Genomic DNA, 25,452 nt, shown 5'->3' on the forward strand with positions numbered 1-25,452 from the left:
GACGGCAGGAATTCTTCGATCGCGGTGGCAAGTGACCAAGTAGCTATAGTTCAAGGTCACTTGAAAATTCCTCTCATCCGCAATTACCCTATGCCCTTCCCACCGTTCAAAGGCATCCTCGCCTTCGACGCCGTGGTGCGATTGGGTAGCGTCAGCAAGGCCGCAGCCGAACTCAATCTCACCGTCTCCGCGGTGAGCCATCAACTTGCCAATCTGGAAGCATTCGTCGGCCGTCGACTGCTGGAAAGATCGCCCCGCGGAGTCACGCTGACGGTGCACGGCGAGCGCTTCCAGCGCGACATGGCCGGGGCGCTGACGCTGCTGTCGGCAGCCGCACAGCATGTGAGATCGGGAGAGACCGCGGAGGTTCTCCGCATCCATTCGGTACCCTCGTTCGCCAGCCTCTGGCTGATGCCGCGCCTTCCGACGTTCCGGGCCTTGTATCCGGAGCTGCGCGTGCACCTCGAGGCCTCATACGGCGACGTGGACTTCTCGCGCGGGCTGGTCGACGTGGACGTTCGATACGGTGCCATCCAGGAGGGGCGTGAACTGCACATCGAGTCCGTCTTCTCCGAGGACATCTTGCCGATGATCAGCCCTCGCTTGAAGGCCACCCTGGCGATTCGCGAGCCGCAGGACCTGGCGAACAAGGAACTGATCCAGTCCAAGCTCACGCTGGTGCAGTGGCCGCACTGGTTCGCCGCCAACGGCGTGGCGGTCAGCCCCAGCGACTACGTGCTGTCGTTCGATCGAACCTCGATGGTTCTCGAAGCGGCGATCCAGGGGCTGGGCATTGCACTGGACAGCCATCGTTCGGCCGAAGGCGCCTTGCGGCGCGGCGACCTGGTGCCTGTCTTCGATGACCGGAAGGCCATGCCTGTTCGCGCGCACCACCTGGTGTATCCCCGGGCGCATGCGCGATGGGACCGTGTCGAGAAGTTCACCTCTTGGCTTCGCGCCGAGGTGTCCAAGAGCTGAATCGAGAGCGCACGGCTGCCACCCCCGGTGGCGGGCGTCAGCGCACCGTCAATGCGCCCCCGCCTCCGCCGCCCCGATCCCCACGCTGCGCTGCGGCCGCGTCAGCCACACCGCCGCCACCATCGCGACGAACAGCCAGGCCGAGATGTGGAACAGGTCGGTGGCGGCCATCGTGTAGGCCTGCTGGTCGATCAGGCGGTTGATGGTCGCGGCCGCCTGCTCGGGTGAGAGCCCGGCGGCGCCGAGCTGCTCGAGCGTCTGCGTCGCCGTCAGGCTGCCCGGGTTCACCTGCTCGGCGAGCTGCGCGTGGTGCAGGATGGCGCGGTCTTCCCACAGCGTCGTGAAGATCGAGGTGCCGATCGCGCCGGCGGTGATGCGCACGAAGTTCGACAAGCCCGACGCCGCCGGCAACTGCTCGGGCGTCAGCCCGCTGAAGACGATGGCCTGCAAGGGGATGAAGAAGAACGCCATCGCCACGCCCTGCACGAAGGTCGGCACCAGGATGGTGGCGAACGGCGCCTGGGTGTTGAACTGCGCGCGCATCCACAGCACCAGGCCGAAGACGAGGAAGGCCACGGTGGCGAGCTTGCGCGGATCGACGCGCGCGACGTTCTTGCCCACCACGGGCGAGAGCAGGATCGCGAACAGCCCCACCGGCGCCATCGTCATGCCGGCCCAGGTGGCGGTGTAGCCCATGTACTGCTGCAGCCACAGCGGCAGCAGCACCACGTTGCCGAAGAACAGGCCGTAGCCGAGCGAGAGCGCCAGCGTGCCGAGCGTGAAGTTGCGCCGCGCGAACAGGCGCAGGTTGACGATAGGGTGGCGCTCGGTCAGCTCCCAGGCCAGGAAGAACGCGAAGCCCACCACCGCCACCACCGCCAGCGTGACGATCTGGCCGGAGGCGAACCAGTCCAGCTCCTTGCCCTTGTCGATCATGATCTGCAGCGCGCCGACCCACAGCACCAGCAGGCCCAGGCCGATGCTGTCCAGCGGCACCTTGCGCGGCCCGGGGTCGCGCGTGCGGTAGATCGACCAGGCCATCGCCGCGGCGAGCAGGCCCACCGGCACGTTGATGTAGAAGATCCACGGCCACGAGATGTTGTCGGTGATCCAGCCGCCGAGCAGCGGCCCCATCACCGGCGCCACCAGCGTGGTCATCGCCCACATCGCCATCGCGATGCCGGCCAGCGCCGGCGGGTAGCTCGCCAGCAGCAGCGTCTGCGACAGCGGGATCATCGGCCCGGCCACCAGGCCTTGCAGCACGCGGAACAGGATCAGCGATTCGATGTTCGGCGCCAGGCCGCACAGCCACGAGGCGATCACGAACAGGATCACGCTGGCGACGAACAGGCGCACCTGGCCGAAGCGCTGCGTCAGCCAGCCGGTCAGCGGCACGGCGATCGCGTTGGCGACGCCGAAGGAAGTGATCACCCAGGTGCCCTGCGCCGGGCTCACGCCCATGTCGCCGGCGATGGCGGGAATCGACACGTTCGCGATCGACGAGTCGAGCACGTTCATGAACGTGGCCAGCGACAGCGCGAGCGTGCCCAGGACACGCGCACTGCCCTCCAGCGGAGGGAAGGCGACAGCCCGTCGGCCGGCGGGTACGCCGCCCGATCCCCCGGGGGGATGCGGGCCCGCTTGGGAGCGGCCCGGCGCCGGGCCTGCCAATGCTTCTTCGCTCACGAGCGCGCCTTGCCGAGATTGGCGGCGATGATGCCGCGCACGAGCTTGTCGGCCTCGCCGCCGGGCACGTCCAGCGCCTGCGTGGCGTTCGGGCGCGTCACGGCGGCGGCGAGCAGCGGCGCGCCGTCCTGCTTGGCGACGTCGACCGTCGCTTCCATCGACAGGCCCACGCGCAGCGGATGTTCGGCGAGCTGCTTGGCGTCGAGTTCCACGCGCACCGGCACGCGCTGCACCACCTTGATCCAGTTGCCGGTGGCGTTCTGCGCCGGCAGCAGCGCGAAGGCCGCGCCGGTGCCGGCGCCCAGGCCGGCGATGCGGCCGTCGTACTCGACCTTGCTGCCGTAGAGGTCGGCCGAGAGCTTGACCGGCTGGCCGATGCGCATCTGGCGCAACTGCACTTCCTTGAAGTTGGCCTCGACCCACACCTGCTCGAGCGGGATCACCGTCATCAGCGGCGTGCCGGCGGCCACGCGCTGGCCGACCTGCACGGTGCGCTTGGCCACCTGTCCGCTCACCGGCGCGGGCAACTCGGTGCGCTGCAGGGCGAGCCAGGCCTCGCGCACCGCGGCGGCGGCGCGTTCGACGCTGGGGTGCTTCTCGACGCTGGTGCCCTCGGTGAGCGCCTGGTTCGACGCCGCCTGCTCGCGCGCCGCGGCCAGCGCCGACTGCGCGCCGGCCAGCGCGCTCTTCGCGGCGGCCAGCGTGGTCTCGGCGTGTTTCATCTCCTCGCCGCCGACGGCGCCGCTGGCCACCAGCGGGCGGCGCCGCGCCACGTCGTCGGCGGCGCGCGCCACCTCGGCGTCCAGGCGTGTCACCTCGGCCTCGCGGGCGCGCATCGAGGCGGTCAGCGCGGCGTTGTTCACGTACAGCGTGCGCACCTCGCGCACGGTCTGCGCGAGCTGCGCCTCGGCGCGCTCGAGCGCGAGCCTGGCGTCGGCCGGGTCGAGCCGCACCAGCGGCGCGCCGGACTTCACCACGTCGGTGTCGTCGGCCAGCACGGCCAACACGGTGCCGCTGACCTGCGGCGTGATCTGCACCACCGGCGCCTGCACGTAGGCGTTGTCGGTCGATTCGTGGTGGCGCAGCACCAGCGCCCAGTAGGCGGCATAGGCCGCGCCCGCCAGCAGCGTGACGGCGGCGACGGCCAGCAGCGCCGGCTTGCGGCGCGATGAAGAGGTGTTGTTGTCGTCCATGGGAGTGGTGTCCTGTTCTTGTTCCGGGGCCGCTCAGGCGTCCTGGTAGCCGCCGCCGAGCGCACGCGCCAGGCCGATCTCGGCGGCCAGGTGGCGCGCTTTCAAATCGGCGGCGGCGCGGCGCTGCGCCAGCACGTTGGTCTGCGCGGTCAGCACGACGAGGAAGTTGCCGAGCCCGGCCTGGTAGCGCTGCAGCGCCAGCTCGTAGGCCGCCTCGGCCGCGGCGCCGGCCTCGGCCTGCGAGCGCTGCTGGCGCTCGATGGCCTGCAGGCTCGTCACCTCGTCGGCCACCTCACGCAGCGCGCGCAGCAGCGCGGCGTTGTAGGCGTCCACCGCCGCGTCGACGTCGATGCGCCGCGCGTCGAGCTGCGCGCGCAGCCGGCCGCCGTCGAACAGCGGCAGGTGCAGCGCCGGGCCGACGCCGTAGGTGCGCGAACCGGCCTCGACGAAGCGGTCCAGCCCCAGGCTGGACAGGCCGACGAAGGCCACCAGGTCGATGTCCGGATAGAACTGCGCCTTGGCCGCGTCGACCTGCGCGGTGGCCGCATCGACGCGCCAGCGCTGCGCCACCAGGTCGGCGCGGCGGCCGATCAGGTCGGCCGGCAGCGCGGCCGGCAGCGGCGCCGAGCGCATCGGCGCCAGCGCGGGCGAGAGTTCGTCGTAGGCGTTCGGCCCCTGCCCCGCCAGCTCGGCGAGCGCGTGGCGCGTGCGGGCCGCGGCTTCGGCGAGCGCCTCGATCTCGACGCGCGACTGCGCCACCAGGCCCTCGGCCTGGCGCAGCTCGACGCGCGTGTCCAGCCCGGCGGCGATGCGCTGGCGCACCAGCGCCAGCACCTGCTCGCGCTGCGTCTGCGACTCGACGGCGATGCGCTTCGCTTCGGCGAGGCGGGCCAGGTCGACGTAGGTGGCGGCCACCTGGCTGGCCAGCAGCACGCGCGCCGCCTGCGCATCGGCCTGCGCGGCGCGCACCTGGCCGATGGCGGCGTCCAGCTCGGCGCGGCGGCGGCCGAACAGGTCCAGCTCCCAGCTCAAGCCGATCTGCGCGCTGTTGTTCCATTCGACCGATCCCGCCAGCGGCGGCGGGATCAGGCCGTTCTCGGTGAAGCGCTGGTCGCTCAGCTCGACCGACACCCTGGCCTGCGGCCGCTCGACGGCGCGCGAGGCATCGACCGCGGTGCGCGCCAGGCGCAGCCGCTCCTCTGCCGAGCGCAGGCCGGGCGAGCCGGCGAGCGCCTGCTCGACCAGCGCGTCCAGTTGCGCGTCGCCCCAGGCCGACCACCAGCGCGCCTCGGGCCAGGGCGCGCCGGCCGCGTCGGCGCCGAGTGCGGCCGGTTTCAGCAGCGCGCGCGCCTCGCCGGCCGGGCCGGGCGTGGCGCAGCCGGCCAGCGCCAGCGCGGCGGCCAGGGCCACCAGGCCTATGCGGACGGGCTTCATGCGTTGCCCTCGGGGGTTTGCAGCGCCTGGGCGTTGGCCGTCATGCGCTCGATCAGGCGGCACAACTGCTTCCATTCGCGCTCCGAGAAGCCGCGCAGCAGGTCGTTGTTGACCGCGGCCAGCACGTGCGGGATGTGCGCCGCCGCGGCCTCGCCGGCGGGCGTCAGGCGCAGGTGCACCACGCGCCGGTCGGTCTCGGAGCGCACGCGCTCGATCAGGCCCTTGTCTTCGAGCCGGTCGACCATGCGCGTCACCGCGCCGGCGTCGGTGCAGGCCTCGCGCGCCAGCTCGATCGCGGTGGCGGCGCGGCCGCTCTTGAGCAGCCACAGCGGCTTCCACTGCGCGTCGGTCAGGTCGTGGCGCACCATGCGCGACTCCACCTCGCGGCGCATCAACTGCACGAGGTTGACGAGCTGGTGGCCGACACCCTCCGCCACCTCGTAGTGGGCGCCGTCGTAGGGCGGCGGGTAGGTGGGTTTCTGCCTGGACAATGTTTGCATGGGCAAATTCTGCCCCTACAAATAAATCCCGAGCGACACCGGGGGCTTTGAAGCGCTCACCTAGACTCCCCCGCATGCCAACGAGCGACGCAACGCCCACCGCCCCGCGCAACGTGCGCTCCCTGTCCGGCCTCGGCCCCTTTTTGCGCCCGTACCGCGGGCGCATCGCGCTGGCCGGCTTCTTCCTCGTGATGGCGGCGCTGACCACGCTGGCGCTGCCCATCGCGCTGAAGTCGCTGATCGACGGCGGGCTGGTCGCCGCCGACCCGGGCAAGCGCGTGATGGCGCTGCGCGGGCACTTCCTCGCGCTGTTCGGCGTCGGCGCGGCGCTGGGCGTGTTCTCTGCGGCGCGCTTCTACATGGTCACCTGGCTCGGCGAGCGCGTCACCGCCGACCTGCGCAACGCCGTCTACGCGCACGTGGTGCGGCAGAGCCCGGAGTTCTTCGAGACCACGCAGACCGGCGAGGTGCTGTCGCGCCTGACCACCGACACCACGCTGGTGCAGACGGTGATCGGCTCGAGCCTGAGCATGGGCCTGCGCAACACCGTGATGGGCGTCGGCGCGATGGTGATGCTGATCGTCACCAACCCCTACGTGATGTCGCAGGTGCTGGGCACGCTGGTGCTGGTGGTGCTGCCCAGCCTGTGGCTGGGCCGGCGCGTGCGCAAGCTCAGCCGCGCCAGCCAGGACCGCGTGGCCGATTCGAGCGCCATCGCCGCCGAGGTGCTCAACGCCGTGCCGGTGGTGCAGAGCTTCGTGCAGGAGGCGCGCGAGGCGCGGCGCTTCGACGCCGCCACCGAGAACGCCTTCGAGACCGCGCGGCGCCGCACGCGGGTGCGCGCCTTCCTCGTCGCCTTCATCATCACGGCCACCTTCGGCGCGCTGCTGTGGGGGCTGTACCAGGGCACGCAGGCGGTGCTGCAAGGGCAGATGAGCGCCGGCCACCTGGCGCAGACCGTCGTCTACGTCACCATCCTGGTCAGCTCGGTGGCGGTGCTCTCCGAGGTCTACGGCGACATGCTGCGCGCCGCCGGCGCCACCGAGCGGCTGATGGAGCTGCTCGCCCTGCGCTCGCGCATCGCCTCGCCGGCGCGGCCGCGCGCGCTGCCGGCCACGCGCGGCGGCTCGTCGGTGGCGCTGCGCGGCGTGAGCTTCCGCTACCCGTCGCGGCCGGGCTACGCGGCGCTGGCGGCGGTCGATCTCGACGTGAAGCCGGGCGAGACGGTGGCGCTGGTCGGCCCGAGCGGCGCCGGCAAGAGCACGGTGTTCCAGTTGCTGCTGCGCTTCTACGACGCGAGCGAGGGCACGGTCGAGGTCGACGGCGTGCCGGTGCGCGAGGCCGCGCTGGAGGCGCTGCGCGAGCGCATCGGCATCGTGCCGCAGGACAGCGTGATCTTCTCGGCCGACGCGCTGGAGAACATCCGCTACGGCCGCCCCGGCGCGAGCGACGCCGAGGTGATCGCCGCGGCCCGGGCCGCCTTCGCGCACGACTTCATCTCGGCGCTGCCCGAGGGTTACCAGACCTTCCTCGGCGAGCGCGGCGTGCGCCTGTCGGGCGGGCAGAAGCAGCGCATCGCGATCGCGCGCGCGATGCTGAAGAACCCGCCGCTGCTGCTGCTCGACGAGGCCACCAGCGCGCTCGACGCCGAGAGCGAGCGCATGGTGCAGGCCGCACTCGAATCGGCGATGAAAGACCGCACCACGCTGGTGATCGCGCACCGCCTGGCCACCGTGCAGAGCGCCGACCGCATCGTGGTGATGGAGGCCGGGCGCATCGTCGAAAGCGGCACGCACGCGCAGCTCGCCGAGGCCGGCGGGCTGTACAGTCGGCTGGCGGCCTTGCAGTTCGACCAGCCCGAGCCGAGCGCCGCCTGATACAGGCGGATACGTGGCGCGGTCGGCGGCGCGCGAACTCGGCGCGTTGGCAGGAGTCGAAAGCCCGCGGCGCCACGCCGCATTCATTACCCCGAAAAGGAGAACAGCATGACGAGGACCTCGCTTCGCACCCCCGCCCTGGCCGCCCTGGCCGCCGCCGCGCTGCTGGCGGCCGGCTGCGCCGACATGAGCGAACGCCAGAAGGGCACCGCCACCGGCGCCGGCATCGGCGCCGTGGCCGGCGCGGTGCTCAGCTCGGCCACCGGCGGCAAGGCCGGCACCGGCGCGGTGGTCGGCGGCGCGGTCGGCGCGGTGGCCGGCAACCTGTGGTCCAAGCGCATGGAAGAGAAGCGCGCCGCGATGGAGAAGGCCACGCAGGGCACCGGCATCGGCGTCGAGCGCACCGCGCAGAACGAACTGAAGGTCAACGTGCCGAGCGACTTCTCGTTCGACGTCGGCCGCGCGGCGATCAAGCCGCAGATGCGCCCGGTGCTCGACCAGTTCGCGCAGGGCCTGGACGCCACGGCGCGCGTGCGCGTGGTGGGCCACACCGACAGCACCGGCAGCGACGCGATCAACAATCCGCTCTCGCTGGACCGCGCGCAGGCGGTGCGCGACTACCTGGCCGGCCGCGGCGTGGCGGCCTCGCGCGTCGAAACCGAAGGGCACGGCTCGCGCGAGCCGGTGGCCGACAACGGCAGCGACGCCGGCCGGGCGCAGAACCGCCGCGTCGAGATCTTCCTGCGCGAGCCGGCCCCTCAGGGCTGATCCTAGAATCCGGGCGATGCAGAACGCCGTTTCGCCTCGCCCGGTCCGCTCGCAGTACGAGGACTTCATGCGCCATGTCTACACGCATGGCGTGGCCAAGGCCGACCGCACCGGCACCGGCACGCGCAGCGTGTTCGGCCACCAGATGCGCTTCGACCTGCGCGAGGGCTTTCCGCTGGTGACCACCAAGAAGGTGCACCTGAAGTCCATCATCCTCGAACTGCTGTGGTTCCTGCGCGGCGACGGTAACGCGCGCTGGCTGCAGGAGCGCGGCGTGACGATCTGGGACGAATGGGCGCGGCCCGACGGCGACCTCGGGCCCGTCTACGGCGTGCAGTGGCGAAGCTGGCCGACGCCCGACGGCGGGCACGTCGACCAGATCGCCGAGGTCGTCGCGCAGCTCAAGACCAACCCGGACTCGCGCCGCATCGTCGTCAGCGCCTGGAACGTGGCCGAGCTGCCCAAGATGGCGCTGCTGCCCTGCCATGCGTTCTTCCAGTTCTACGTGGCCGAGGGGCGGCTGTCGTGCCAGCTCTACCAGCGCAGCGCCGACATCTTCCTCGGCGTGCCCTTCAACATCGCCAGCTACGCGCTGCTGACGCACATGCTCGCGCAGCAGTGCGACCTGGAGGTGGGCGACTTCGTCTGGACCGGCGGCGACTGCCACATCTACAGCAACCACTTCGAGCAGGTCGAGCTGCAGCTCTCGCGCACGCCCCACCCCTACCCGCTGCTGGCCATCAAGCGCCGGCCGGCGTCGATCTTCGACTACGCCTACGAGGATTTCGAGGTGCTGGAGTACCAGCACCACGCGGCGATCAAGGCGCCGGTGGCGGTCTGAGCCACGCAGCGCACCTCAACGGCGCGCCAGCCACAAGTCGGCGATCACCGGGCGGTGCGCCGAGGCTTCGGCGCTGCCGACGAAGCTGTCCTTCACGCCGATGGGCGCGCTGACCATGACGTGGTCGATGCGCAGGAACGAGAAGCGCGTCCGCAGCGCGTGGCCGTAGCTGTAACCCCAGCCCAGGCCGGCGGCGGCGAAGCTGTCGCGCAGGCCGGCCTCGCGCAGCCGCGCGATCACCGGCGAGGCGTCCGGCGCGTTCAGGTCGCCGGCCAGCACCAGCGGGCGCGCCGCCGCGGCGAGATCCTGCGCCAGCCGGCGCGACTGGATCATGCGCATCTCGAAGTTCTCGCGCCACTCGCCCAGCCCGCCGAGGCGCTCGCGGCGCGTCGCGTTCAGGCCCTCGCGCGGCGACAGCAGGTGCGCGGTGGCCAGGTCGAACTCGACGCCGTGCGCCGTGATCGTGCAGACCACGTAGTGGTGGCCCTCGCCGGGAAAGGAGATGTCGCCGGCGCGGCAGTCGCGCATCGGGTGGCGGCTGGCGACGAGGTACTGGCCCGACACATGCACCTGCCGGTCGCCCAGCGCCGTCTTGATCGGTGCGGGCAGGCCCTCGGGCGTGTCGGCGAAGTTGGCGTCCTGCAGGGCGATCACGTCGGCGTCGTGCAGCGCGATCTCCCAGGCGATGCGCCCGAAGCCGTCGGCCGTGTTGCCGGCCTGGTACGCCTTGGCGTTGAAGCTCATCACGCGCAGCGGCGCGCCGCCGGCGGCGTCGCCGCGATTGAGTTGCAGATCCATCACGCCGACGAGCACCAGCGCCAGCGCGGCCAGCGAGGCCACGCGCCAGCGCCAGCCCGAGCGCCACGACAGCAGCAGCGCGAGCAGCGCCGGGGCGAGGAAAATCGGGTACGGCAGATAGCGCAGCAGTTCGATCCACCAGGTCGACTCGGTGCCGAAGGCGAACGCCGCCCACAGCAGCAGCACGGCCAGCAGGCACGGCGCGGCGAGGAGTCTGGCGGTACGGGCGGCGGGCCGGATCATGGGTGGCGCGGTCACCGGCCCGGGCCGGCGCGGAAAGTTGCGTCGGCGCGATTGTCCGGCACGCCTGCCCGACAATGGCGCCGCACCCACCGCTTCTCGCATGCGCAACCCCGATTCCTTCATTCGCCGCGTTCGCGGCCGGCTGCACGAGCTGACGGCCGCCGAGCGGCGCCTCGCCGACTTCGTGCTGGAGTTCCCCGGCGAACTCGCCAGCTACGCCGCGAGCGAGCTGGCGCCGCTGGCCGGCGTGTCCAACGCCACCGTCACGCGCTTCGTCCAGCGCCTCGGCTACGCGAGCTACGAAGAGGCGCGCCGCCAGGTGCGCGAAGAAAAGGAATCGGGCTCGCCGCTGTTCCAGTCGGCGACGGACTCGCGGCGCGGCGGCGAGAGCCTGCTGGCGCTGCACCTGAGGCAGTCGCAGGTCAACCTCAGCGAAACCTTCGCCCGGCTATCGGAGCGGCACGTCGCGGCGATCGTCAAGGCGCTGGTCGCGGCGCCGCAGGTGCTGATCTTCGGCAGCCGCAGCAGCCACGCCTACGCCATCTACCTGCGCTGGCAGATCATCCAGGCGCTGCCGCGGGTGACGGCGATCCCGGGCGCCGGCGAATCGCTGGGCGAGCACCTGGCCGGGCTCGGCGCGCGCGACTGCGTGATCGTGTTCGGCGTGCGCCGGCAGACGCGCCAGATGGCCACCGTGCTCGAAGGCGCCGCGCGCGCCGGCGCGAAGATCCTGTTCATCAGCGACCAGACCTCGCCCGACAGCGCGCTGGCCACCTGGTCGATCCAGTGCCACTGCGCCGGCCCCGGCAGGCTGGACAACCACGTATCGGTGATGGCGCTGTGCGACCTGATCGCGACGATGGTGCTCGAAGCCGCCGGGCCGCAGGCGCGCAAGCGCCTCGCGGCGATCGAGCAGGCGCACGGCGAACTCGACGAACTCTGAATCGGGCGCACGAACGAGCGCACGAACGGGGCATCGGGCACTGACCGGGGGCATCGCCACCACGTCCGTGCACCGCCGCACCGATGCCGACCGTCCGGACCGGCGCGCCGCGGGCGGCCCGCCGGCGGCGCTCCAGACGCGAAATCTCCTCTGAAACCCGCCCCCTCGCGGCAGCGCGGAGGGTGCGCAGGCGCGCCTCGCGAGCACCTGGCACAGCGCTTGCAATGACTCGGGCATGAAAATTTGTTTTCACACATACATGTGATGTGAAAACAAAAGACCGAACCCGCCACCATGCCCCGCATCCTGCTGATCAACCCGAACACCAGCCGCGCCACCACCGACATGATGGTCGCGCTGGCGCAGGCCGAGCTGCCGGCGGGCTTCGAGGTGCATGGCGTCACGGCCAGCCGGGGCGTGGCGATGATCACCACCGCCGCCGAGCTGGAGGCCTCGGCCGAGCAGACGCTCGAATGCTGGGCGGCGGCCGGCCAGGACTGGGCCGGCGTGATCCTGAGCTGCTTCGGCGATCCGGGCATCGCGCGCCTGCGCGCCGCCGCCGCCCCCGTGCCGGTGGTCGGCCTGTGCGAAGCCGCCATGCACGACGCCGCGCGCGGCGGGCGCCGCTTCGGCGTGGCCACCACCACGCCCGAGCTGGCAGAGGCCATCACCGCCCTCGCCGGCACGATGGGCCTCGCCGCGCAGTTCACCGGCGTGTGCGCGACCGGCGGCGATCCGCACGACCTGACGGCGCGCACCGATGCGCTCGCACCGGCGCTCGCCGACGCGATCACGCACTGCGTGCAACACGACGGTGCGCAGGCGGTGATCGTCGGCGGCGGCCCGCTCGGCAACGCGGCCGCGCAGCTCTCGGCCCGATTCTCGCTACCCGTCATCGCACCGATCGCATCGGCGGCGCGGCTGCTGCTGCGCCGCATCGACCCGGATCGCCGCCTGCACTGAGCAACGACCGCCTTTTCGCTTCCCATCCCCGCCCCTTCACCACATCAAGGAGCTTCCGACCATGACCGCCACCACCACCCGCCGCCTGATCCTGGCCGCCACCGTCGCGTCCGCCGCCTCCGCGTTCTGCGGCGGCGCGCTGGCGCAGAGCACGCTCGACAGCATCATGCAGTCGAAGGTCGTGCGCATCGCGATCCCGACCGACTACCCGCCCTACGGCTTCGTCGGCAAGGACCTGAAGCCGCAGGGTCTGGACATCGACATGGCCAACTACGTCGCCGGCAAGCTCGGCGCCAAGGCCGAACTGGTGCCCGTCACCAGCGCGAACCGCATTCCCTACCTGCAGACGCGCAAGGTCGACATCGTCATCTCCACGCTCGGCAAGACGCCCGAGCGCGAGAAGGTGGTCGACTTCACGCACTCGTACTCGCCGTTCTTCCAGGCCGTGTTCGCGCCCAAGAGCATGCCGATCAAGAGCTTCGCCGACCTGGCCGGCAAGTCGGTCTCGGTGACGCGCGGCGCGATGGCCGACACCGAGCTCGGCAAGGTGATCCCGGCCAACGTCGACGTGAAGCGCTTCGAGGACCACGTCGGCACCGTCTCGGCCTTCGTCAGCGGCCAGGTGCAGGTGATCGCCACCAGCGCCGCCGAGGGCGGCACGATCATGGCGCAGAACCCCCAGCTCAACGTCGAATACAAGCTGCTGCTGAAGGACAGCCCGAACTACATGGGCGTCAACAAGGGCGACGACGCGCTGCGCGAGAAGCTCAACGCGATCATCCTCGAGGCGCGCAAGAACGGCGAGATCGACAAGCTCTCCACCAAGTGGCTGGGCCGCGCCGCCGGCGAACTGCCCCTCTGACGCGCCGCCGGCCGGAACCCCGCGACCACAAGACTCTCGCCCCGCCGGCAACGACGGGGTGAGCGGGAGGACCCATGCTCATCGATCTCGATTTCGCCGCCGTGCTGAGCGAATGGCCACTGATCCTCAGGGGCCTCGCCTGGACCCTGGCGCTGACCGTCGTCGGCACCGTGCTCGGCCTGCTGACCGGCATCGCCTGCGCCTGGGCGCGCACCGGCGGCCCGGCCTGGCTGCGCGCGATCGTCGCCACCTACGTGGAGGCGATCCGCAACACGCCCTTCATCGTGCAGCTCTTCTTCCTCTTCTTCGGCCTGCCCGCGGCCGGCATCCGCATCTCGCCGGAAGTGGCCTCGGTGCTCGCGATGGTGATCAACCTCGGCGCCTACTCGGCCGAGATCGTGCGCGCCGGCATCGAGGCCACGCCCAAGGGCCTGATCGAGGCCGGCGTCAGCCTCGCGCTGAGCCGCGCGCAGTTGTTCGTTCACGTGGTCCTGCCGCCGGCGCTGAAGAAGGTGTGGCCGGCCATCGTCAGCCAGGCGGTGATCGTGATGCTGGGCTCGTCGGTGTGCAGCCAGGTGTCGATGCCCGAGCTGAGCTATGCCGCCAACCTGATCCAGAGCCGCACCTTCCGCGCCTTCGAGGCCTTCCTGGTCGCCACCGCGCTGTACCTCGGCCTCGCGGTCGCGCTGCGCGGCGTGCTCGGCTGGATCGGGCCGCGCTTTCTGTTCGGGAGGTGAGCCATGGTCGAGTTCTCCGTCTGGGACATCCTGCGCAACCTGCTGCTGGCGGCGCGCTGGACCGTCGTCCTCTCGCTGATCGCGTTCGCCTGCGGCGGCCTCGTCGGCGCCCTGCTGCTGGTGCTGCGGCTGAGCCGCCTGCCCGGCGCCGACCGCTTCGTCGCGGCCTACGTGCAACTGTTCCAGGGCACGCCGCTGCTGATGCAGCTCTTCCTCGCCTACTTCGGCATCGCGCTGTTCGGCATCAACGTCTCGGTCTGGGTCGCCGCGCCGCTGGCGCTCACGCTCTACACCAGCGCCTACGTCACCGAGATCTGGCGCGGCTGCGTCGCGGCGATCCCCAAGGGACAGTGGGAGGCCGCGCAGAGCCTCGCGCTCTCGTTCACCGAGCAGTTGCGCTACGTCGTGCTGCCGCAGGCGGTGCGCATCGCCGTGGCGCCGACGGTGGGCTTCTCGGTGCAGGTCGTCAAGGGCACCGCGCTGGCCTCGGTGATCGGCTTCGTCGAGCTCACCAAGGCCGGCGGAATGATCTCCAACGCCACCTTCCGGCCGTTCGCCGTCTACGGCTGCGTCGCCCTCCTGTACTTCGCGCTCTGTTTTCCGCTGAGCCTCTACGCCAAATCGCTCGAAAGGAAACTCCATGTCCGACAACGCTGAGAGCGGCGGCCGCGCCGCCGTGCAGGTGACCGCCCTGCGCAAGTCCTACGGCTCGAACGAGGTGCTCAAGGGCATCGACCTGACGGTGCGCCGCGGCGAGGTGATCGCGATCATCGGCAAGAGCGGCTCCGGCAAGAGCACGCTGCTGCGCTGCATCAACGGCCTCGAGACCTTCCAGGACGGCTCGATCTCCGTCGACGGCAAGCCGCTGCTGCACGACAGCGCGATGGCGATGCGCGAGCTGCGCCAGCACGTCGGGATGATCTTCCAGGGCTTCAACCTGTTCCCGCACCTGAGCGTGGGGCGCAACGTGATGCTGGCGCCGACGCTGGTGAAGAAGAAGCCGGGCGCCGACGCGATGACGCATGCGCGCCAGTTGCTCGCGCGCGTCGGCCTCGCCGAGAAGTTCGACGCGATGCCCGACCAGCTCTCGGGCGGCCAGCAGCAGCGCGTCGCGATCGCGCGCGCGCTCGCGATGGAGCCGCTGGTACTGCTGTGCGACGAGATCACCTCGGCGCTCGACCCCGAACTCGTCGGCGAGGTGCTCGGCGTCGTCGAGGGCCTGGCCCGCGAGGGCATGACGCTGCTGATGGTGACGCACGAGATGAACTTCGCGCGCAAGGTCAGCGATCGCCTGATCTTCATGCACCAGGGGCGCGTCCACGAGGTGGGCCCGCCCGAAGAGCTGTTCGGCGACCCGAAGACGCCCGAGCTGCGGCAGTTCATCTCGTCGCTGCACTGAGCGCCGCCCTCGCCCGCGCCTCGCCACTCACCCCTCGCCATTGGCCCTTCGTCCGTTCACCTTCAAGGAGCTTCCATGACCCGTCCGTTCAAACTGCTCGCCCTGTGCGGCGCGCTCGCCGCCGCCTCGGGCAACGCCGCCGCGCAGAGCCAGGTCACCGTCTACGGCCTCGCCTCGGTCGAGATGCTGAACATCACCGGCTTCAACAACGGCACGCTCGCCGCGCCGCAGATCGGCACGCAGCGCCGCCTCGACAACAGCAAGGTCACCAACTCGCGGCTCGGCTTTCGCGGCGTCGAGGATCTGGGCAGCGGCCTGAGCGCCGTGTTCGGCCTCGAAGGCGCGATCGCGCTCGACACCGGCGCGCAGGCCAACGCGAGCAAGTTCTGGAACCGTGGCAGCTACGTCGGCCTGTCGAGCCGCTCGCTCGGCACGCTGACCTTCGGCCGGCAGTGGGACATCGAGGATTCGATCATGGCCCGCTACTTCATCGGCGCCGGCTACGCGGTGTTCCAGTTCAGCGAGTTCGGCTACATCAGCGACCTGGTCGACAACGCCGTCAAGTACGTGTCGCCCAAGATGGGCGGCCTGACCGTGCAGGCGCTGGCCGCGCCCGGCGAGGGCAGCGGGCGCGTGTGGGAGGTCGGCGGCACCTACGCCCTCGGCCCCTTCGACATGGGCCTCACCCACCGCCGCGCGCGCAACGCGGCCGACGTCGAGAGCCGGCAGTCGTCGTTCGGCCTGAGCTACTCGTTCGGCACGGTGCGCGTGCACGGCGGCATCGCCGTCAGCGACCCGAAGGCGCTGGGTCTCGCGAAGGCGCGCGCCTACGACCTGGGCGTGGTGTGGGACGCGCTGCCGCAGACCCAGGTCACGCTCGACTACGTCAAGCGCGACCTGCTCGACTCGCCCGACGACTCGTACTACGTGCGCCTGCAAGGCACCTACTCGCTGTCCAAGCGCACGGCGCTGTTCGTCAACCTCGTGACCCTGAAGAACGAGGGCCAGGCCAGGGAGAAGTTCTACGGCGCCGGCGCCCCCGGGGTCGACCAGAACGTCACCTCGCTCGGCATTCGCCACTGGTTCTGACGGCTGCTCCGAGCGCGGCGGTGCGCATCCGATAATCCGCGGCGCGGCGGGGCCCCTGCCGCGCCGCGGACCGGGCGCATGACGCGAATCCTGCTGATCAATCCCAACACCTCGGCCGCGACCACCGCGATGATGGTCGGGATCGCGACCGCGGCGCTGCCGCCGGGCTGCGTCGTCATCGGCCAGACGGCGGCGACCGGCGTGCCGATGATGGTCGACGAAGCCGAACTGGACGCGGCCGGCGACGAGGTCGTGCGCCGCTGGCGCGCGGACGCGCCCGAGTGCGACGGCGTCATCGTCGGCGCGTTCGGCGACCCCGGCATGGCCGGCATCCGGCGACTGACGCGCGCTCCGGTCGCCGGCATCTTCGAATCGTCGGTGCTCGAGGCGGCGCAAGGCGGCCGCCGCTTCGGCGTGGCGACCGTCACGCCCGGCCTGGCCGGGATGATCCGCCGCGGCATCGAGGCGCAGGGTTTCGGCCGCCTGTACACCGGCATCCGCCTGACGGCCGGCGCGCCGCGCGCGCTGGCCGCCGACCCCGATGCGCTGCAGGCAGCCCTCGGCGAAGCGGCGCGGCAGTGCATCGAAGACGACGGCGCCGAAGCCGTCATCATCGGCGGCGGCCCGCTGGGGCAGGCCGCGCTCGAACTGCAACGCCGCCTGCGCGCGCCCATCATCGCGCCCATCCCCGCCGCCGCACGGCGACTGATGCGCGAACTGCGCCGGCTGACGAATCCATCCCCACCGCCACAGGAGGCCCCGATGCTCTGGCGCTTCTCAGCCAACAACACCCACCTGTACCCCGGCGCCCTGCTGCGCTGCCTGGATGCGCCCGGCGGCGCCCGCCTGTCGGCGGGCGATACGCTGCGGGTGGAGTTCAGCGACGGCATGGTCGCCAACGGGCGGCTGCTGCGAGCCCAGCCGGATGCGGCGGTGCTGCAGATGCCCAGCCATCGCACCGGGCGCAACACCAGCGTGGCAAGCCGGACGTGGCGCATCGCGCCCGGCGGCGAAGCCGGCGTGGTGCGAGTGCAAAAGCGCCTGCCTGCGGTGTGAGCGCGGGCAGGCGCAATCGGGTTGTTGGTGGAGCTGGGGGGAATCGAACCCCCGTCCGCAAGCCATCGCTGGCCAGTTCTACATGCGTAGCCGTCTGATTTGAGTCTCGCGGATCCGGTCGCGCAGCGGCACGCTACCCGACCCGCCAGTCACTAGATCTCGCTCCCGGCCGAGTGACCCGACCGGAAACCAGCCAATGTGTATGACCTCTCAGCCCTTGCGGGCCCGGCCCATCGGCCAACCGTTGAGAGGCTCACCGGTGTTAAGCGGCGAGAGCGAAACGTTCGTCGTTCGCAGTTACTTTGTTCCAGTGGATTTACGAGCGAACTGGTGCTCGGCATGCCCTGAACCAACTCCGCACCCACGTCGAAGCCAGGTCAGCCCCAGAAGCGCATAGTTTAGGCCAGAGCGAGCAGCTTCAAGAGCTGGCCGGGCGACTCGATCACGTGGTCGGCGCCCCAGGTCTCGATGCGCTCGCCGTCGCCGAGGTAGCCCCAGGCCGCGGCCACGGTGCGCATGCCGGCGGCGCGGCCGGCCTGCACGTCTCGCAGGTCGTCGCCGACGTAGACGCAGCGCACCGGCTCGACGTTCATGCGCCGCGCCGCCTCGAGCAGCGGCGCCGGATGCGGCTTCGCGTGCGGCGTGGTGTCGCCGCATACCAGCGTCGCGGCTTCGCGCCCCAGGCCGAGGGCCTGCACCAGCGGCGCGGAAAAGCGCGTCGCCTTGTTGGTGACGATGCCCCAGGGCCACGCGGCCTCGCGCAGCGCGTCGAGCACCGGGCGCATCGCATCGAACAGGCGCGTCTCGCGCGTCATGCGCGCTTCATAGCGGCTCAGGAACTCGTCGCGCAGCGTCTCGAAGTCGGCGTCGCCCGGCTGCACCTGCAAGGCGCGGCCGAGCATGCCGCGCGCGCCGCTGCCGACCATCGGCCGGAAGTGCGCCAGCGGCAACAGCGGCAGGCCGCGCGCGGCGCGCATCTCGTTGCCGGCGCCGGCGAGGTCGGGGGCGGAGTCGATCAGCGTGCCGTCGAGGTCGAACAGCACCGCGTGCACGGCGAGCCTGCTCATGCCGGCTTGCGGCAGGCGATCAGGTAGTTGACGCCGGTGTCTGCCGACAGCCGGTAGCGCCGCGTGAGCGGGTTGTATTCGAGGCCGCACGTGGCCGTGGCGTCGAGCCCGGCCTCGCGGCACCAGCCCACCAGCTCGCTCGGGCGGATGAAGCGCGCGTACTCGTGCGTGCCCTTGGGCAGCAGTTGCAGCACGTGCTCGGCGCCGACAATGGCGAACAGGAAGGACTTCGGATTGCGGTTGATGGTCGAGAAGAACACCCAGCCGCCCGGCTTGGCGAGCGTGGCGCAGGCGCGCACCACCGACGACGGGTCGGGCACGTGCTCGAGCATCTCCATGCAGGTGACGACGTCGAAGGCGGCGGGCGACTCGGCCGCCAGCGCCTCGGCGGCCACCTCGCGGTAGCTCACCGAGGTGGTGCCGGCTTCCATCGCGTGCAGCTGCGCCACCTTGAGCGGCTTGGCGGCCAGGTCGATGCCCAGCACGTCGGCGCCCTTGCGCGCCATCGAATCGGCCAGGATGCCGCCACCGCAACCGACGTCGAGCACACGCTTGCCGGCCAGCGGCACGAAGCCGGCGATCCACTCCAGGCGCAGCGGGTTGATCTGGTGCAGCGGGCGGAACTCGCTGTCGGGATCCCACCAGCGGTGGGCCAGTTCGCTGAACTTGGCGAGTTCCTGCGGGTCGGCGTTGGTGGCGGTGGTCGTCGTGCTCATGACGTGCATCGTAGCGAAGCGGGGGCCAGAAACGAGAAACCCCGCCGAGGCGGGGTTCGGAACCGAAACCCGCCGCGAAGCGGGTTCGGGGTCAGAAGGATCCGAAGATCACTTCTTGGTGCGGGTACCGACGACCTCGATCTCGACGCGGCGGTTCTTCGCCTTGCCTTCCTTGGTCTTGTTGTCGGCCACGGGCTGCTTCTCGCCCTTGCCTTCGGTGTAGACGCGGTTCTTCTCGACGCCCTTGCCGGTCAGGTAGTTCTTGACCGCTTCGGCGCGGCGCACCGACAGCTTCTGGTTGTAGGCATCGGAGCCGTCGCTGTCGGTGTGGCCGACGGCGATGATGACCTCGAGGTTGATGCCGGCGATCTTGCTGACCAGATCATCCAGCTTGGCCTTGCCTTCGGGCTTGAGCACGGCCTTGTCGGTGTCGAAGAAGGCGTCGGCGGCGAAGGTGACCTTCTCGCTCACCGGGGCAGCCGGCGGCGCGGGCGGCTTCGGCGGGGCGGCCGGGGCGGGCGCCGGAGCCGGGGCCGGGGCGGGCGCCGGAGCGGGCGGCGGGGGCGGCGCCTTCTTGGGCGCGCCGTCGCAGTCTTCCTTGGCGGTCGCCGGCGTCCAGAAGCCGTCGCGCCAGCAAAGTTCGTTCGTGCCGTTCTTCCACACGTTGCCGCTGCTATCGACCCAGTTGTCGATGGCGGTGGTCTGTGCGAAGGCGCCCGAAGCCGCGGCGGCCAGGGCAGCGGTTGCGAAGAGCGAGGCCACCGTGTTCAGTTTCTTCATGATTCTCCTCTCGAGGGAATTGGCATTGAGTCTGCAATGACGTCCGACCCGGGTTCGGATGGGTGCTGGTGAACACCCGTTGCCCGGGCATTGACCACCGACGCGGCATTGTGCCATAGCGTTTTCGATAGACCGGTTTTTGGCCAGGCCCGGGCTGCTCGGCTCGGCCGTTGTTGCTCTGGCACGACAGGCAGCGCCAACTAGAATGCGCTGTTTCGCATGGCGCGCGCCGCCGTGCGTGTCTTCGCGCCTGCCCGAGCGTCGCGTGCTCGACCCGTTCGCATGACCCAGTTCGCCAAGGAAACCCTGCCCGTCAGCCTCGAAGAGGAGATGCGCCGCTCCTATCTCGACTACGCGATGAGCGTGATCGTGGGCCGCGCCCTGCCCGACGCGCGCGACGGCCTCAAGCCCGTGCATCGCCGCGTGCTCTACGCGATGCACGAGCAGAACAACGACTGGAACCGGCCGTTCAAGAAGTCGGCGCGCATCGTCGGCGACGTGATGGGCAAATACCACCCGCACGGCGACACGGCGATCTACGACACCATCGTGCGCATGGCGCAGCCGTTCTCGCTGCGCCACATGCTGGTCGACGGCCAGGGCAACTTCGGCTCGGTCGACGGCGACAACGCCGCGGCGATGCGCTACACCGAGATCCGCCTGGCCAAGATCGCGCACGAGATGCTCGCCGATCTCGACAAGGAGACGGTCGACTTCGGACCCAACTACGACGGCTCGGAGAAGGAGCCGCTGGTGCTGCCGACGCGGCTGCCCAACCTGCTGGTCAACGGCTCGTCGGGCATCGCGGTCGGCATGGCGACCAACATCCCGCCGCAGAACCTGAACGAGGTGGTCGACGCCTGCCTGCACCTGCTGAAGCACCCGCAGGCCGGCCTCGACGAGCTGATGGAGATCGTCGTCGCGCCCGACTTCCCCACCGGCGGGATCATCTACGGCCTGAACGGCGTGCGCGAGGGCTACCGCACCGGGCGCGGCAAGGTGGTGATGCGAGCCAAGTGCCACTTCGAGGACATCGACCGCGGCCAGCGCCAGGCGATCATCGTCGACGAGATCCCCTACCAGGTGAACAAGAAGAACCTGCTCGAGCGCATCGCCGAGCTGGTGCACGAGAAGAAGCTGGAGGGCATCAGCCACATCCAGGACGAGTCCGACAAGTCGGGCATGCGCGTCGTCATCGAATTGAAGCGCGGCGAAGTGCCCGAGGTGGTGCTGAACAACCTGTACAAGCAGACGCAGCTCCAGGACACCTTCGGCATGAACATGGTGGCGCTGGTGGACAACCAGCCCAGGCTGTGCAACCTGAAGGACCTGGTCGAGATCTTCCTCGAGCACCGCCGCGAGGTGGTGACGCGGCGCACGGTGTTCGAGCTGCGCAAGGCGCGCGAACGCGGCCACGTGCTCGAAGGCCTGGCGGTGGCGCTGGCCAACATCGACGAGTTCATCGAGACCATCAAGAACTCGCCCACGCCGCCGGTGGCCAAGACGGCGCTGATGAGCAAGAGCTGGGATTCGTCGATGGTGCGCGAGATGCTGGCGCGCGTCGAGGGCGACCGCGACGCCTACCGCCCCGAGGGCCTGCCGCGCCACTACGGCCTGCAGCCCGACGGCCTGTACCGCCTGTCGGAAGAGCAGGCCGGCGAGATCCTGCAGATGCGCCTGCAGCGCCTGACCGGTCTGGAGCAGGACAAGATCATCGGCGAGTACAAGGACGTGATGGCGCAGATCGCCGACCTGCTCGACATCCTCGCGCGCCCCGAGCGCGTCACCGCGATCATCTCGGGGGAACTGACCGCGCTGAAGCAGGAGTTCGGCCAGACCAAGGCCGGCGCGCGGCGCAGCACGATCGAGCACAACGCGCAGGACCTGGGCACCGAAGACCTGATCACGCCCACCGACATGGTGGTGACGCTCTCGCACACCGGCTACATCAAGAGCCAGCCGCTGGGCGAGTACCGCGCGCAGAAGCGCGGCGGGCGCGGCAAGCAGGCCGCCGCGACCAAGGAAGACGACTGGATCGACCAGCTCTTCATCGCCAACACGCACGACTACATCCTGTGCTTCACGACGCGCGGGCGCGTCTACTGGCTCAAGGTGTGGGAGGTGCCGCAGGGCACGCGCGCCTCGCGCGGCAAGCCGATCGTCAACATGTTCCCGCTGCAGCCGGGCGAGAAGGTCAACGTGGTGCTGCCGCTGACCGGCGAGTTCCGCAGCTTCCCGGCCGACCACTACGTGTTCTTCGCCACCGCCCAGGGCACGGTGAAGAAGACCGCGCTCGACGAGTTCAGCAACCCGCGCAAGGCCGGCATCATCGCCGTCGACCTGGATGAAGGCGACTACCTGATCGGCGCCGCGCTGACCGACGGCAAGCACGACGTGATGCTGTTCTCCGACGGCGGCAAGGCGGTGCGCTTCGACGAGGACGACGTGCGCGCGATGGGCCGCGCGGCGCGCGGCGTGCGCGGCATGATGCTCGACGACGGCCAGAGCGTGATCGCGATGCTGGTCGCCGAGGACGAGACGCAATCGGTGCTCACCGCCACCGAGAACGGCTACGGCAAGCGCACCTCCATCGTCGAGTACACGCGCCACGGCCGTGGCACCAAGGGCATGATCGCGATCCAGCAGAGCGAGCGCAACGGCAAGGTGGTGGCCGCCACGCTGGTGCGCGCCGACGACGAGATCATGCTGATCACCGACACCGGCGTGCTGGTGCGCACGCGCGTCTCGGAGATCCGCGAGCTGGGCCGCGCGACGCAGGGCGTCACGCTGATCGCGCTCGACGCGGGCGCCAAGCTGATCGGCCTGCAGCGCATCGTCGAGAACGACGCCAACGAGAACGGCAACGGCGACAACGGCAGCGAGCCCGCGGGCTCCGAGGAGGCGTGATGCGCAAGGGGATGGTGATGGCGGCGCTGCTCCTGGGCGCCTCGGTGGCGCACGCCCAGGGCGACGCCAAGCAGGAACTGGTGGCGCGGCTGATCAAGCTGCAGCAGGCCAGCATCGAGGACCTGGCGCGCAGCATCGTCGAGCGCCCGGCGCTCAAGCTGATGCAGGCCGCCGCCGCGACCCTGCAGACGCAGGTGCCGCCCGACAAGCGCGAGGCGGCGGCCAAGGCGGTCGACGCCGACCTGCGCAAGTACGTCGACGAGGCCACGCCCATCCTCGCCGAGCGCGCGCTGAAGATCGCGCCGCAGGCCTACGGCGCGCAGATCGAGCAGAAGTTCAGCGAGGACGAGCTGAAGCAGCTCGTCGCCTGGCTCGAATCGCCGGTCAACAAGAAGTTCATGCAGCAGATGCCGGAGTTGCAGAACGCCTTCACGCAGAAGCTCGTGGCCGAGGCCGGCCCGCTGCTCGATGCGCGCGTGCAGGCGCTGCAAGCCAAGGTGCAGGCGAGCCTGGGTGTCGCCGCGCCGGCCGCCGGCGCCTCGGCGCCCAAGGCGGCGCGGCCGCCGGCCCGGCCCGCCTCGAAGTGACGCCGCCCGAGTGATGCGAGAATTTGCGCCACACCATGGCTGACCCGTCGACCGCGCCCCCGACCGATCTGCTCGCGCTGCGCCACCAGATCGACGTGCTCGACCGCGAACTGCTCACGCTGCTGAACCGCCGCGCGGCGATCGCCAGCCACGTCGGCGAACTGAAGAAGAAGGAAGGCTCGGTGGTGTTCCGCCCCGAGCGCGAGGCCCAGGTGATCGACGGCCTGAAGGCCGCCAACCCCGGCCCGCTGCGCGCCGAGAGCGTCGCGCCGATCTGGCGCGAGATCATGTCGGCCTGCCGCGCGCTCGAGACGCCGACGCGCGTGGCCTACCTCGGCCCGGCCGGCACCTTCAGCGAGGAGGCGGCGCTGGGCTTCTTCGGCTCGTCGATCGTCAAGGTGCCGTGCGCCAACTTCGACGAGGTGCTGCACAACACCGTGGCCGGCTCGGCCGACTTCGGCGTCGTGCCGGTGGAGAACTCCACCGAAGGCGTGGTGACACGCTCGCTCGACCTGTTCCTGACCTCGCCGCTGTTCATCATCGGCGAGACCAGCCTGCTGGTGCGCCACAACCTGCTGCGCCGCGACAACGCGCTGGACGGCATCGACGCCGTGTGCGCCCATCCGCAGGCGCTGGCGCAGTGCCACGGCTGGCTGTCGCTGCACCTGCCACAGGCCGAGCGCCGCCCGGTGGCGAGCAACGCCGAAGGCGCGCGGCTGGCCGGCGCCGATGCGTCGCTGGCCGCGATCGCCAGCGTGCGCGCCGGCGCCGAGTTCGGCCTGCACGTCGTGGCGCCGGCGATCCAGGACGAGGCGCACAACCGCACGCGCTTCGCCATCCTCGCGCACCCCGACCGGCACCCGCGCCCGGCCGCCTCGGGCCACGACTGCACCAGCGTGGTGGTCTCGGTGGAGAACCGGCCCGGCGCGATGCACGACATGCTGACGCCGCTGAAGAAGCACGGCGTCTCGATGACGCGCATCGAGTCGCGCCCGGCGCGCTCGGGCCAGTGGGAGTACTACTTCTACATCGACCTGCAAGGCCACCCCGACCAGCCGCAGGTGGCGGCGGCCTTGCAGGAGCTGCGCGCCGTCTGCGCGTTCTTCAAGGTGCTGGGCACCTATCCCATCGACGTGCACTGATCACACGATGTTCAATCAGCTCGGCGTCATCGGTTGCGGTTTGATGGGCGGCTCGTTCGCCCTGGCGCTCAAGCGCGCCGGCCTGGTCAAGCGCGTGATCGGCTACAGCAAGTCGCCCTCCACCACCGAGCGCGCGCGCCAGCTCGGCGTGATCGACCAGGCCGCCGAGTCGGCGCTGCTGGCGGTGTCGGGCTCGGACATCGTGCTGATCGCGGTGCCGGTGTCGGCCACCGAGTCCACCTTCAAGGCGATCCGCCACCTCGTCGAGCCGGGCGTGCTGTTCATGGACGTCGGCTCCACCAAGCGCGACGTGGTCGACGCCGCGCGCCGCGTGCTCAAGGAGCGCGTGCCCTCGTTCGTGCCGGCGCACCCGATCGCCGGCAAGGAGGTGGCCGGCATCGCGCACGCCGACGCGGCGCTGTACAGCGGCCGGCAGGTGATCCTGACGCCGCTGCCGCAGACCACGCCCGAACTGGTGCAGAAGGCCACCGACTGCTGGGCCGCGATCGGCGCGCAGGTGCTGCGCATGACGCCGGAGAACCACGACGCCGCCTTCGCCGCCGTCAGCCACCTGCCGCACCTGCTGGCGTTCTCGTACTTCAACTCGGTGGCGCACCAGCCGGCCGGGCGCGACTTCCTCTCGCTGGCCGGCCCGGGCTTCCGCGACTTCACGCGCATCGCCGCCAGCGACCCGGAGGTGTGGCGCGACATCCTGATGTCGAACCGCGAGGAGATCCTCAAGCAGTCGCTGCGCTTCCGCCACGCGCTCGACGCGATCGAGCTGGTGATGAAGTCGGGCAACGCCGAGGCGCTCGAAGACCTGATCCGCAAGGCCGCCGACGCGCGCGGCGGCTGGCAGATGGGCGCGGGCAAGGCGGGGCGCTGA

General features: G+C 70.7%; 24 protein-coding genes and 1 other RNA gene. 16 read left to right on the forward strand and 9 right to left on the reverse strand.

Features of this window, described 5'->3' with window-relative positions; translation table 11 throughout:
- Positions 1–60 precede the first annotated feature (60 nt).
- Positions 61–978 (forward strand): LysR substrate-binding domain-containing protein, encoded by a 918-nt coding sequence (locus tag QM792_RS14505; RefSeq protein ID WP_415150809.1) that lies wholly within the window; start codon positions 61–63, stop codon positions 976–978.
- 48 nt (positions 979–1,026) lie between these two features.
- On the opposite strand, the gene QM792_RS14510 is transcribed toward QM792_RS14505, so the two are convergent.
- The 4 genes from QM792_RS14510 to QM792_RS14525 all read right to left on the reverse strand — a co-directional run bounded on the left by QM792_RS14510 (position 1,027) and on the right by QM792_RS14525 (position 5,791).
- Positions 1,027–2,550 carry a DHA2 family efflux MFS transporter permease subunit gene (locus tag QM792_RS14510; protein WP_415151640.1) on the reverse strand — a complete coding sequence of 508 codons (1,524 nt, stop codon included), beginning with the start codon at positions 2,548–2,550 and terminating at the stop codon, positions 1,027–1,029.
- Between the two features lie 110 nt (positions 2,551–2,660).
- Positions 2,661–3,857, reverse strand: coding sequence for an HlyD family efflux transporter periplasmic adaptor subunit (locus tag QM792_RS14515; RefSeq protein WP_415150810.1), 1,197 nt, complete (start codon positions 3,855–3,857; stop codon positions 2,661–2,663).
- A gap of 33 nt (positions 3,858–3,890) precedes the next feature.
- On the reverse strand, positions 3,891–5,291 hold the full coding sequence (locus QM792_RS14520; RefSeq protein ID WP_415150811.1) for an efflux transporter outer membrane subunit: 1,401 nt from the start codon (positions 5,289–5,291) through the stop codon (positions 3,891–3,893).
- Complete coding sequence (locus tag QM792_RS14525; protein WP_415150812.1) at positions 5,288–5,791, reverse strand: MarR family winged helix-turn-helix transcriptional regulator; 504 nt, start codon at positions 5,789–5,791, stop codon at positions 5,288–5,290. The genes QM792_RS14520 and QM792_RS14525 overlap by 4 nt, the downstream gene beginning before the upstream one ends.
- Positions 5,792–5,865: 74 nt before the next feature.
- Here QM792_RS14525 and QM792_RS14530 point away from each other — a divergent pair, with 74 nt between their 5' ends.
- From QM792_RS14530 to QM792_RS14540, 3 genes are all read left to right on the forward strand, one after another.
- On the forward strand, positions 5,866–7,668 hold the full coding sequence (locus tag QM792_RS14530) for an ABC transporter transmembrane domain-containing protein (RefSeq protein WP_415150813.1): 1,803 nt from the start codon (positions 5,866–5,868) through the stop codon (positions 7,666–7,668).
- A 108-nt stretch (positions 7,669–7,776) separates the two neighbouring features.
- Positions 7,777–8,436 (forward strand): OmpA family protein, encoded by a 660-nt coding sequence (locus QM792_RS14535; protein ID WP_415150814.1) that lies wholly within the window; start codon positions 7,777–7,779, stop codon positions 8,434–8,436.
- Between the two features lie 16 nt (positions 8,437–8,452).
- The gene (locus tag QM792_RS14540) at positions 8,453–9,277 is read left to right on the forward strand and encodes a thymidylate synthase (RefSeq protein ID WP_415150815.1); all 825 of its coding nucleotides are present in this window, start codon (positions 8,453–8,455) and stop codon (positions 9,275–9,277) included.
- Positions 9,278–9,292: 15 nt separating this feature from the next.
- Here QM792_RS14540 and QM792_RS14545 read toward each other — a convergent pair whose 3' ends face one another.
- Positions 9,293–10,318, reverse strand: coding sequence for an endonuclease/exonuclease/phosphatase family protein (locus QM792_RS14545; RefSeq protein ID WP_415150816.1), 1,026 nt, complete (start codon positions 10,316–10,318; stop codon positions 9,293–9,295).
- 100 nt (positions 10,319–10,418) lie between these two features.
- Here QM792_RS14545 and QM792_RS14550 point away from each other — a divergent pair, with 100 nt between their 5' ends.
- The 8 genes from QM792_RS14550 to QM792_RS14585 all read left to right on the forward strand — a co-directional run bounded on the left by QM792_RS14550 (position 10,419) and on the right by QM792_RS14585 (position 17,367).
- Positions 10,419–11,261 carry a MurR/RpiR family transcriptional regulator gene (locus QM792_RS14550; protein WP_415150817.1) on the forward strand — a complete coding sequence of 281 codons (843 nt, stop codon included), beginning with the start codon at positions 10,419–10,421 and terminating at the stop codon, positions 11,259–11,261.
- A gap of 294 nt (positions 11,262–11,555) precedes the next feature.
- Positions 11,556–12,224 carry an aspartate/glutamate racemase family protein gene (locus QM792_RS14555; protein WP_415150818.1) on the forward strand — a complete coding sequence of 223 codons (669 nt, stop codon included), beginning with the start codon at positions 11,556–11,558 and terminating at the stop codon, positions 12,222–12,224.
- 61 nt (positions 12,225–12,285) lie between these two features.
- Entirely contained in the window at positions 12,286–13,086 is an 801-nt protein-coding gene (locus QM792_RS14560) for a transporter substrate-binding domain-containing protein (protein WP_415150819.1), read from the forward strand.
- A gap of 74 nt (positions 13,087–13,160) precedes the next feature.
- A complete protein-coding gene (locus QM792_RS14565) occupies positions 13,161–13,823 on the forward strand; it encodes an amino acid ABC transporter permease (protein WP_415150820.1) in 663 nt (220 codons plus the stop codon).
- Positions 13,824–13,826: 3 nt separating this feature from the next.
- Positions 13,827–14,480: an amino acid ABC transporter permease gene (locus tag QM792_RS14570; RefSeq protein ID WP_415150821.1), complete on the forward strand. Its 654-nt coding sequence runs from the start codon at positions 13,827–13,829 to the stop codon at positions 14,478–14,480.
- Complete coding sequence (locus QM792_RS14575) at positions 14,464–15,222, forward strand: amino acid ABC transporter ATP-binding protein (RefSeq protein ID WP_415150822.1); 759 nt, start codon at positions 14,464–14,466, stop codon at positions 15,220–15,222. Before QM792_RS14570 ends, QM792_RS14575 begins: the two co-directional genes overlap by 17 nt.
- Before the next feature lie 75 nt (positions 15,223–15,297).
- The gene (locus tag QM792_RS14580) at positions 15,298–16,311 is read left to right on the forward strand and encodes a porin (RefSeq protein WP_415150823.1); all 1,014 of its coding nucleotides are present in this window, start codon (positions 15,298–15,300) and stop codon (positions 16,309–16,311) included.
- 78 nt (positions 16,312–16,389) lie between these two features.
- On the forward strand, positions 16,390–17,367 hold the full coding sequence (locus tag QM792_RS14585) for an aspartate/glutamate racemase family protein (RefSeq protein ID WP_415150824.1): 978 nt from the start codon (positions 16,390–16,392) through the stop codon (positions 17,365–17,367).
- Positions 17,368–17,392: 25 nt separating this feature from the next.
- On the opposite strand, the gene ssrA is transcribed toward QM792_RS14585, so the two are convergent.
- From ssrA to ompA, 4 genes are all read right to left on the reverse strand, one after another.
- Positions 17,393–17,752, reverse strand: a transfer-messenger RNA (tmRNA) gene (gene ssrA, locus QM792_RS14590).
- Positions 17,753–17,765: 13 nt separating this feature from the next.
- Positions 17,766–18,434 carry a phosphoglycolate phosphatase gene (gene gph / locus QM792_RS14595; protein ID WP_415150825.1) on the reverse strand — a complete coding sequence of 223 codons (669 nt, stop codon included), beginning with the start codon at positions 18,432–18,434 and terminating at the stop codon, positions 17,766–17,768.
- Positions 18,431–19,150: a bifunctional 2-polyprenyl-6-hydroxyphenol methylase/3-demethylubiquinol 3-O-methyltransferase UbiG gene (ubiG, locus tag QM792_RS14600; protein WP_415150826.1), complete on the reverse strand. Its 720-nt coding sequence runs from the start codon at positions 19,148–19,150 to the stop codon at positions 18,431–18,433. The genes gph and ubiG overlap by 4 nt, the downstream gene beginning before the upstream one ends.
- 108 nt (positions 19,151–19,258) lie before the next feature.
- Positions 19,259–19,930 (reverse strand): outer membrane protein OmpA, encoded by a 672-nt coding sequence (ompA, locus tag QM792_RS14605; protein ID WP_415151641.1) that lies wholly within the window; start codon positions 19,928–19,930, stop codon positions 19,259–19,261.
- A gap of 282 nt (positions 19,931–20,212) precedes the next feature.
- On the opposite strand from ompA, the gene gyrA reads away from it, so the two are divergent.
- The 4 genes from gyrA to QM792_RS14625 are packed head-to-tail and all read left to right on the forward strand — an operon-like array spanning position 20,213 to position 25,452.
- Positions 20,213–22,837 (forward strand): DNA gyrase subunit A, encoded by a 2,625-nt coding sequence (gyrA, locus tag QM792_RS14610; protein WP_415150827.1) that lies wholly within the window; start codon positions 20,213–20,215, stop codon positions 22,835–22,837.
- Positions 22,837–23,424: a DUF2059 domain-containing protein gene (locus tag QM792_RS14615; RefSeq protein WP_415150828.1), complete on the forward strand. Its 588-nt coding sequence runs from the start codon at positions 22,837–22,839 to the stop codon at positions 23,422–23,424. Before gyrA ends, QM792_RS14615 begins: the two co-directional genes overlap by 1 nt.
- A gap of 35 nt (positions 23,425–23,459) precedes the next feature.
- Positions 23,460–24,566 (forward strand): prephenate dehydratase, encoded by a 1,107-nt coding sequence (gene pheA, locus QM792_RS14620; protein ID WP_415150829.1) that lies wholly within the window; start codon positions 23,460–23,462, stop codon positions 24,564–24,566.
- Positions 24,567–24,573: 7 nt separating this feature from the next.
- Positions 24,574–25,452 (forward strand): prephenate dehydrogenase, encoded by an 879-nt coding sequence (locus QM792_RS14625; RefSeq protein WP_415150830.1) that lies wholly within the window; start codon positions 24,574–24,576, stop codon positions 25,450–25,452.

The sequence above is a fragment of the Piscinibacter sp. genome, assembly GCF_047600445.1.
GTDB lineage: Bacteria > Pseudomonadota > Gammaproteobacteria > Burkholderiales > Burkholderiaceae_C > Piscinibacter.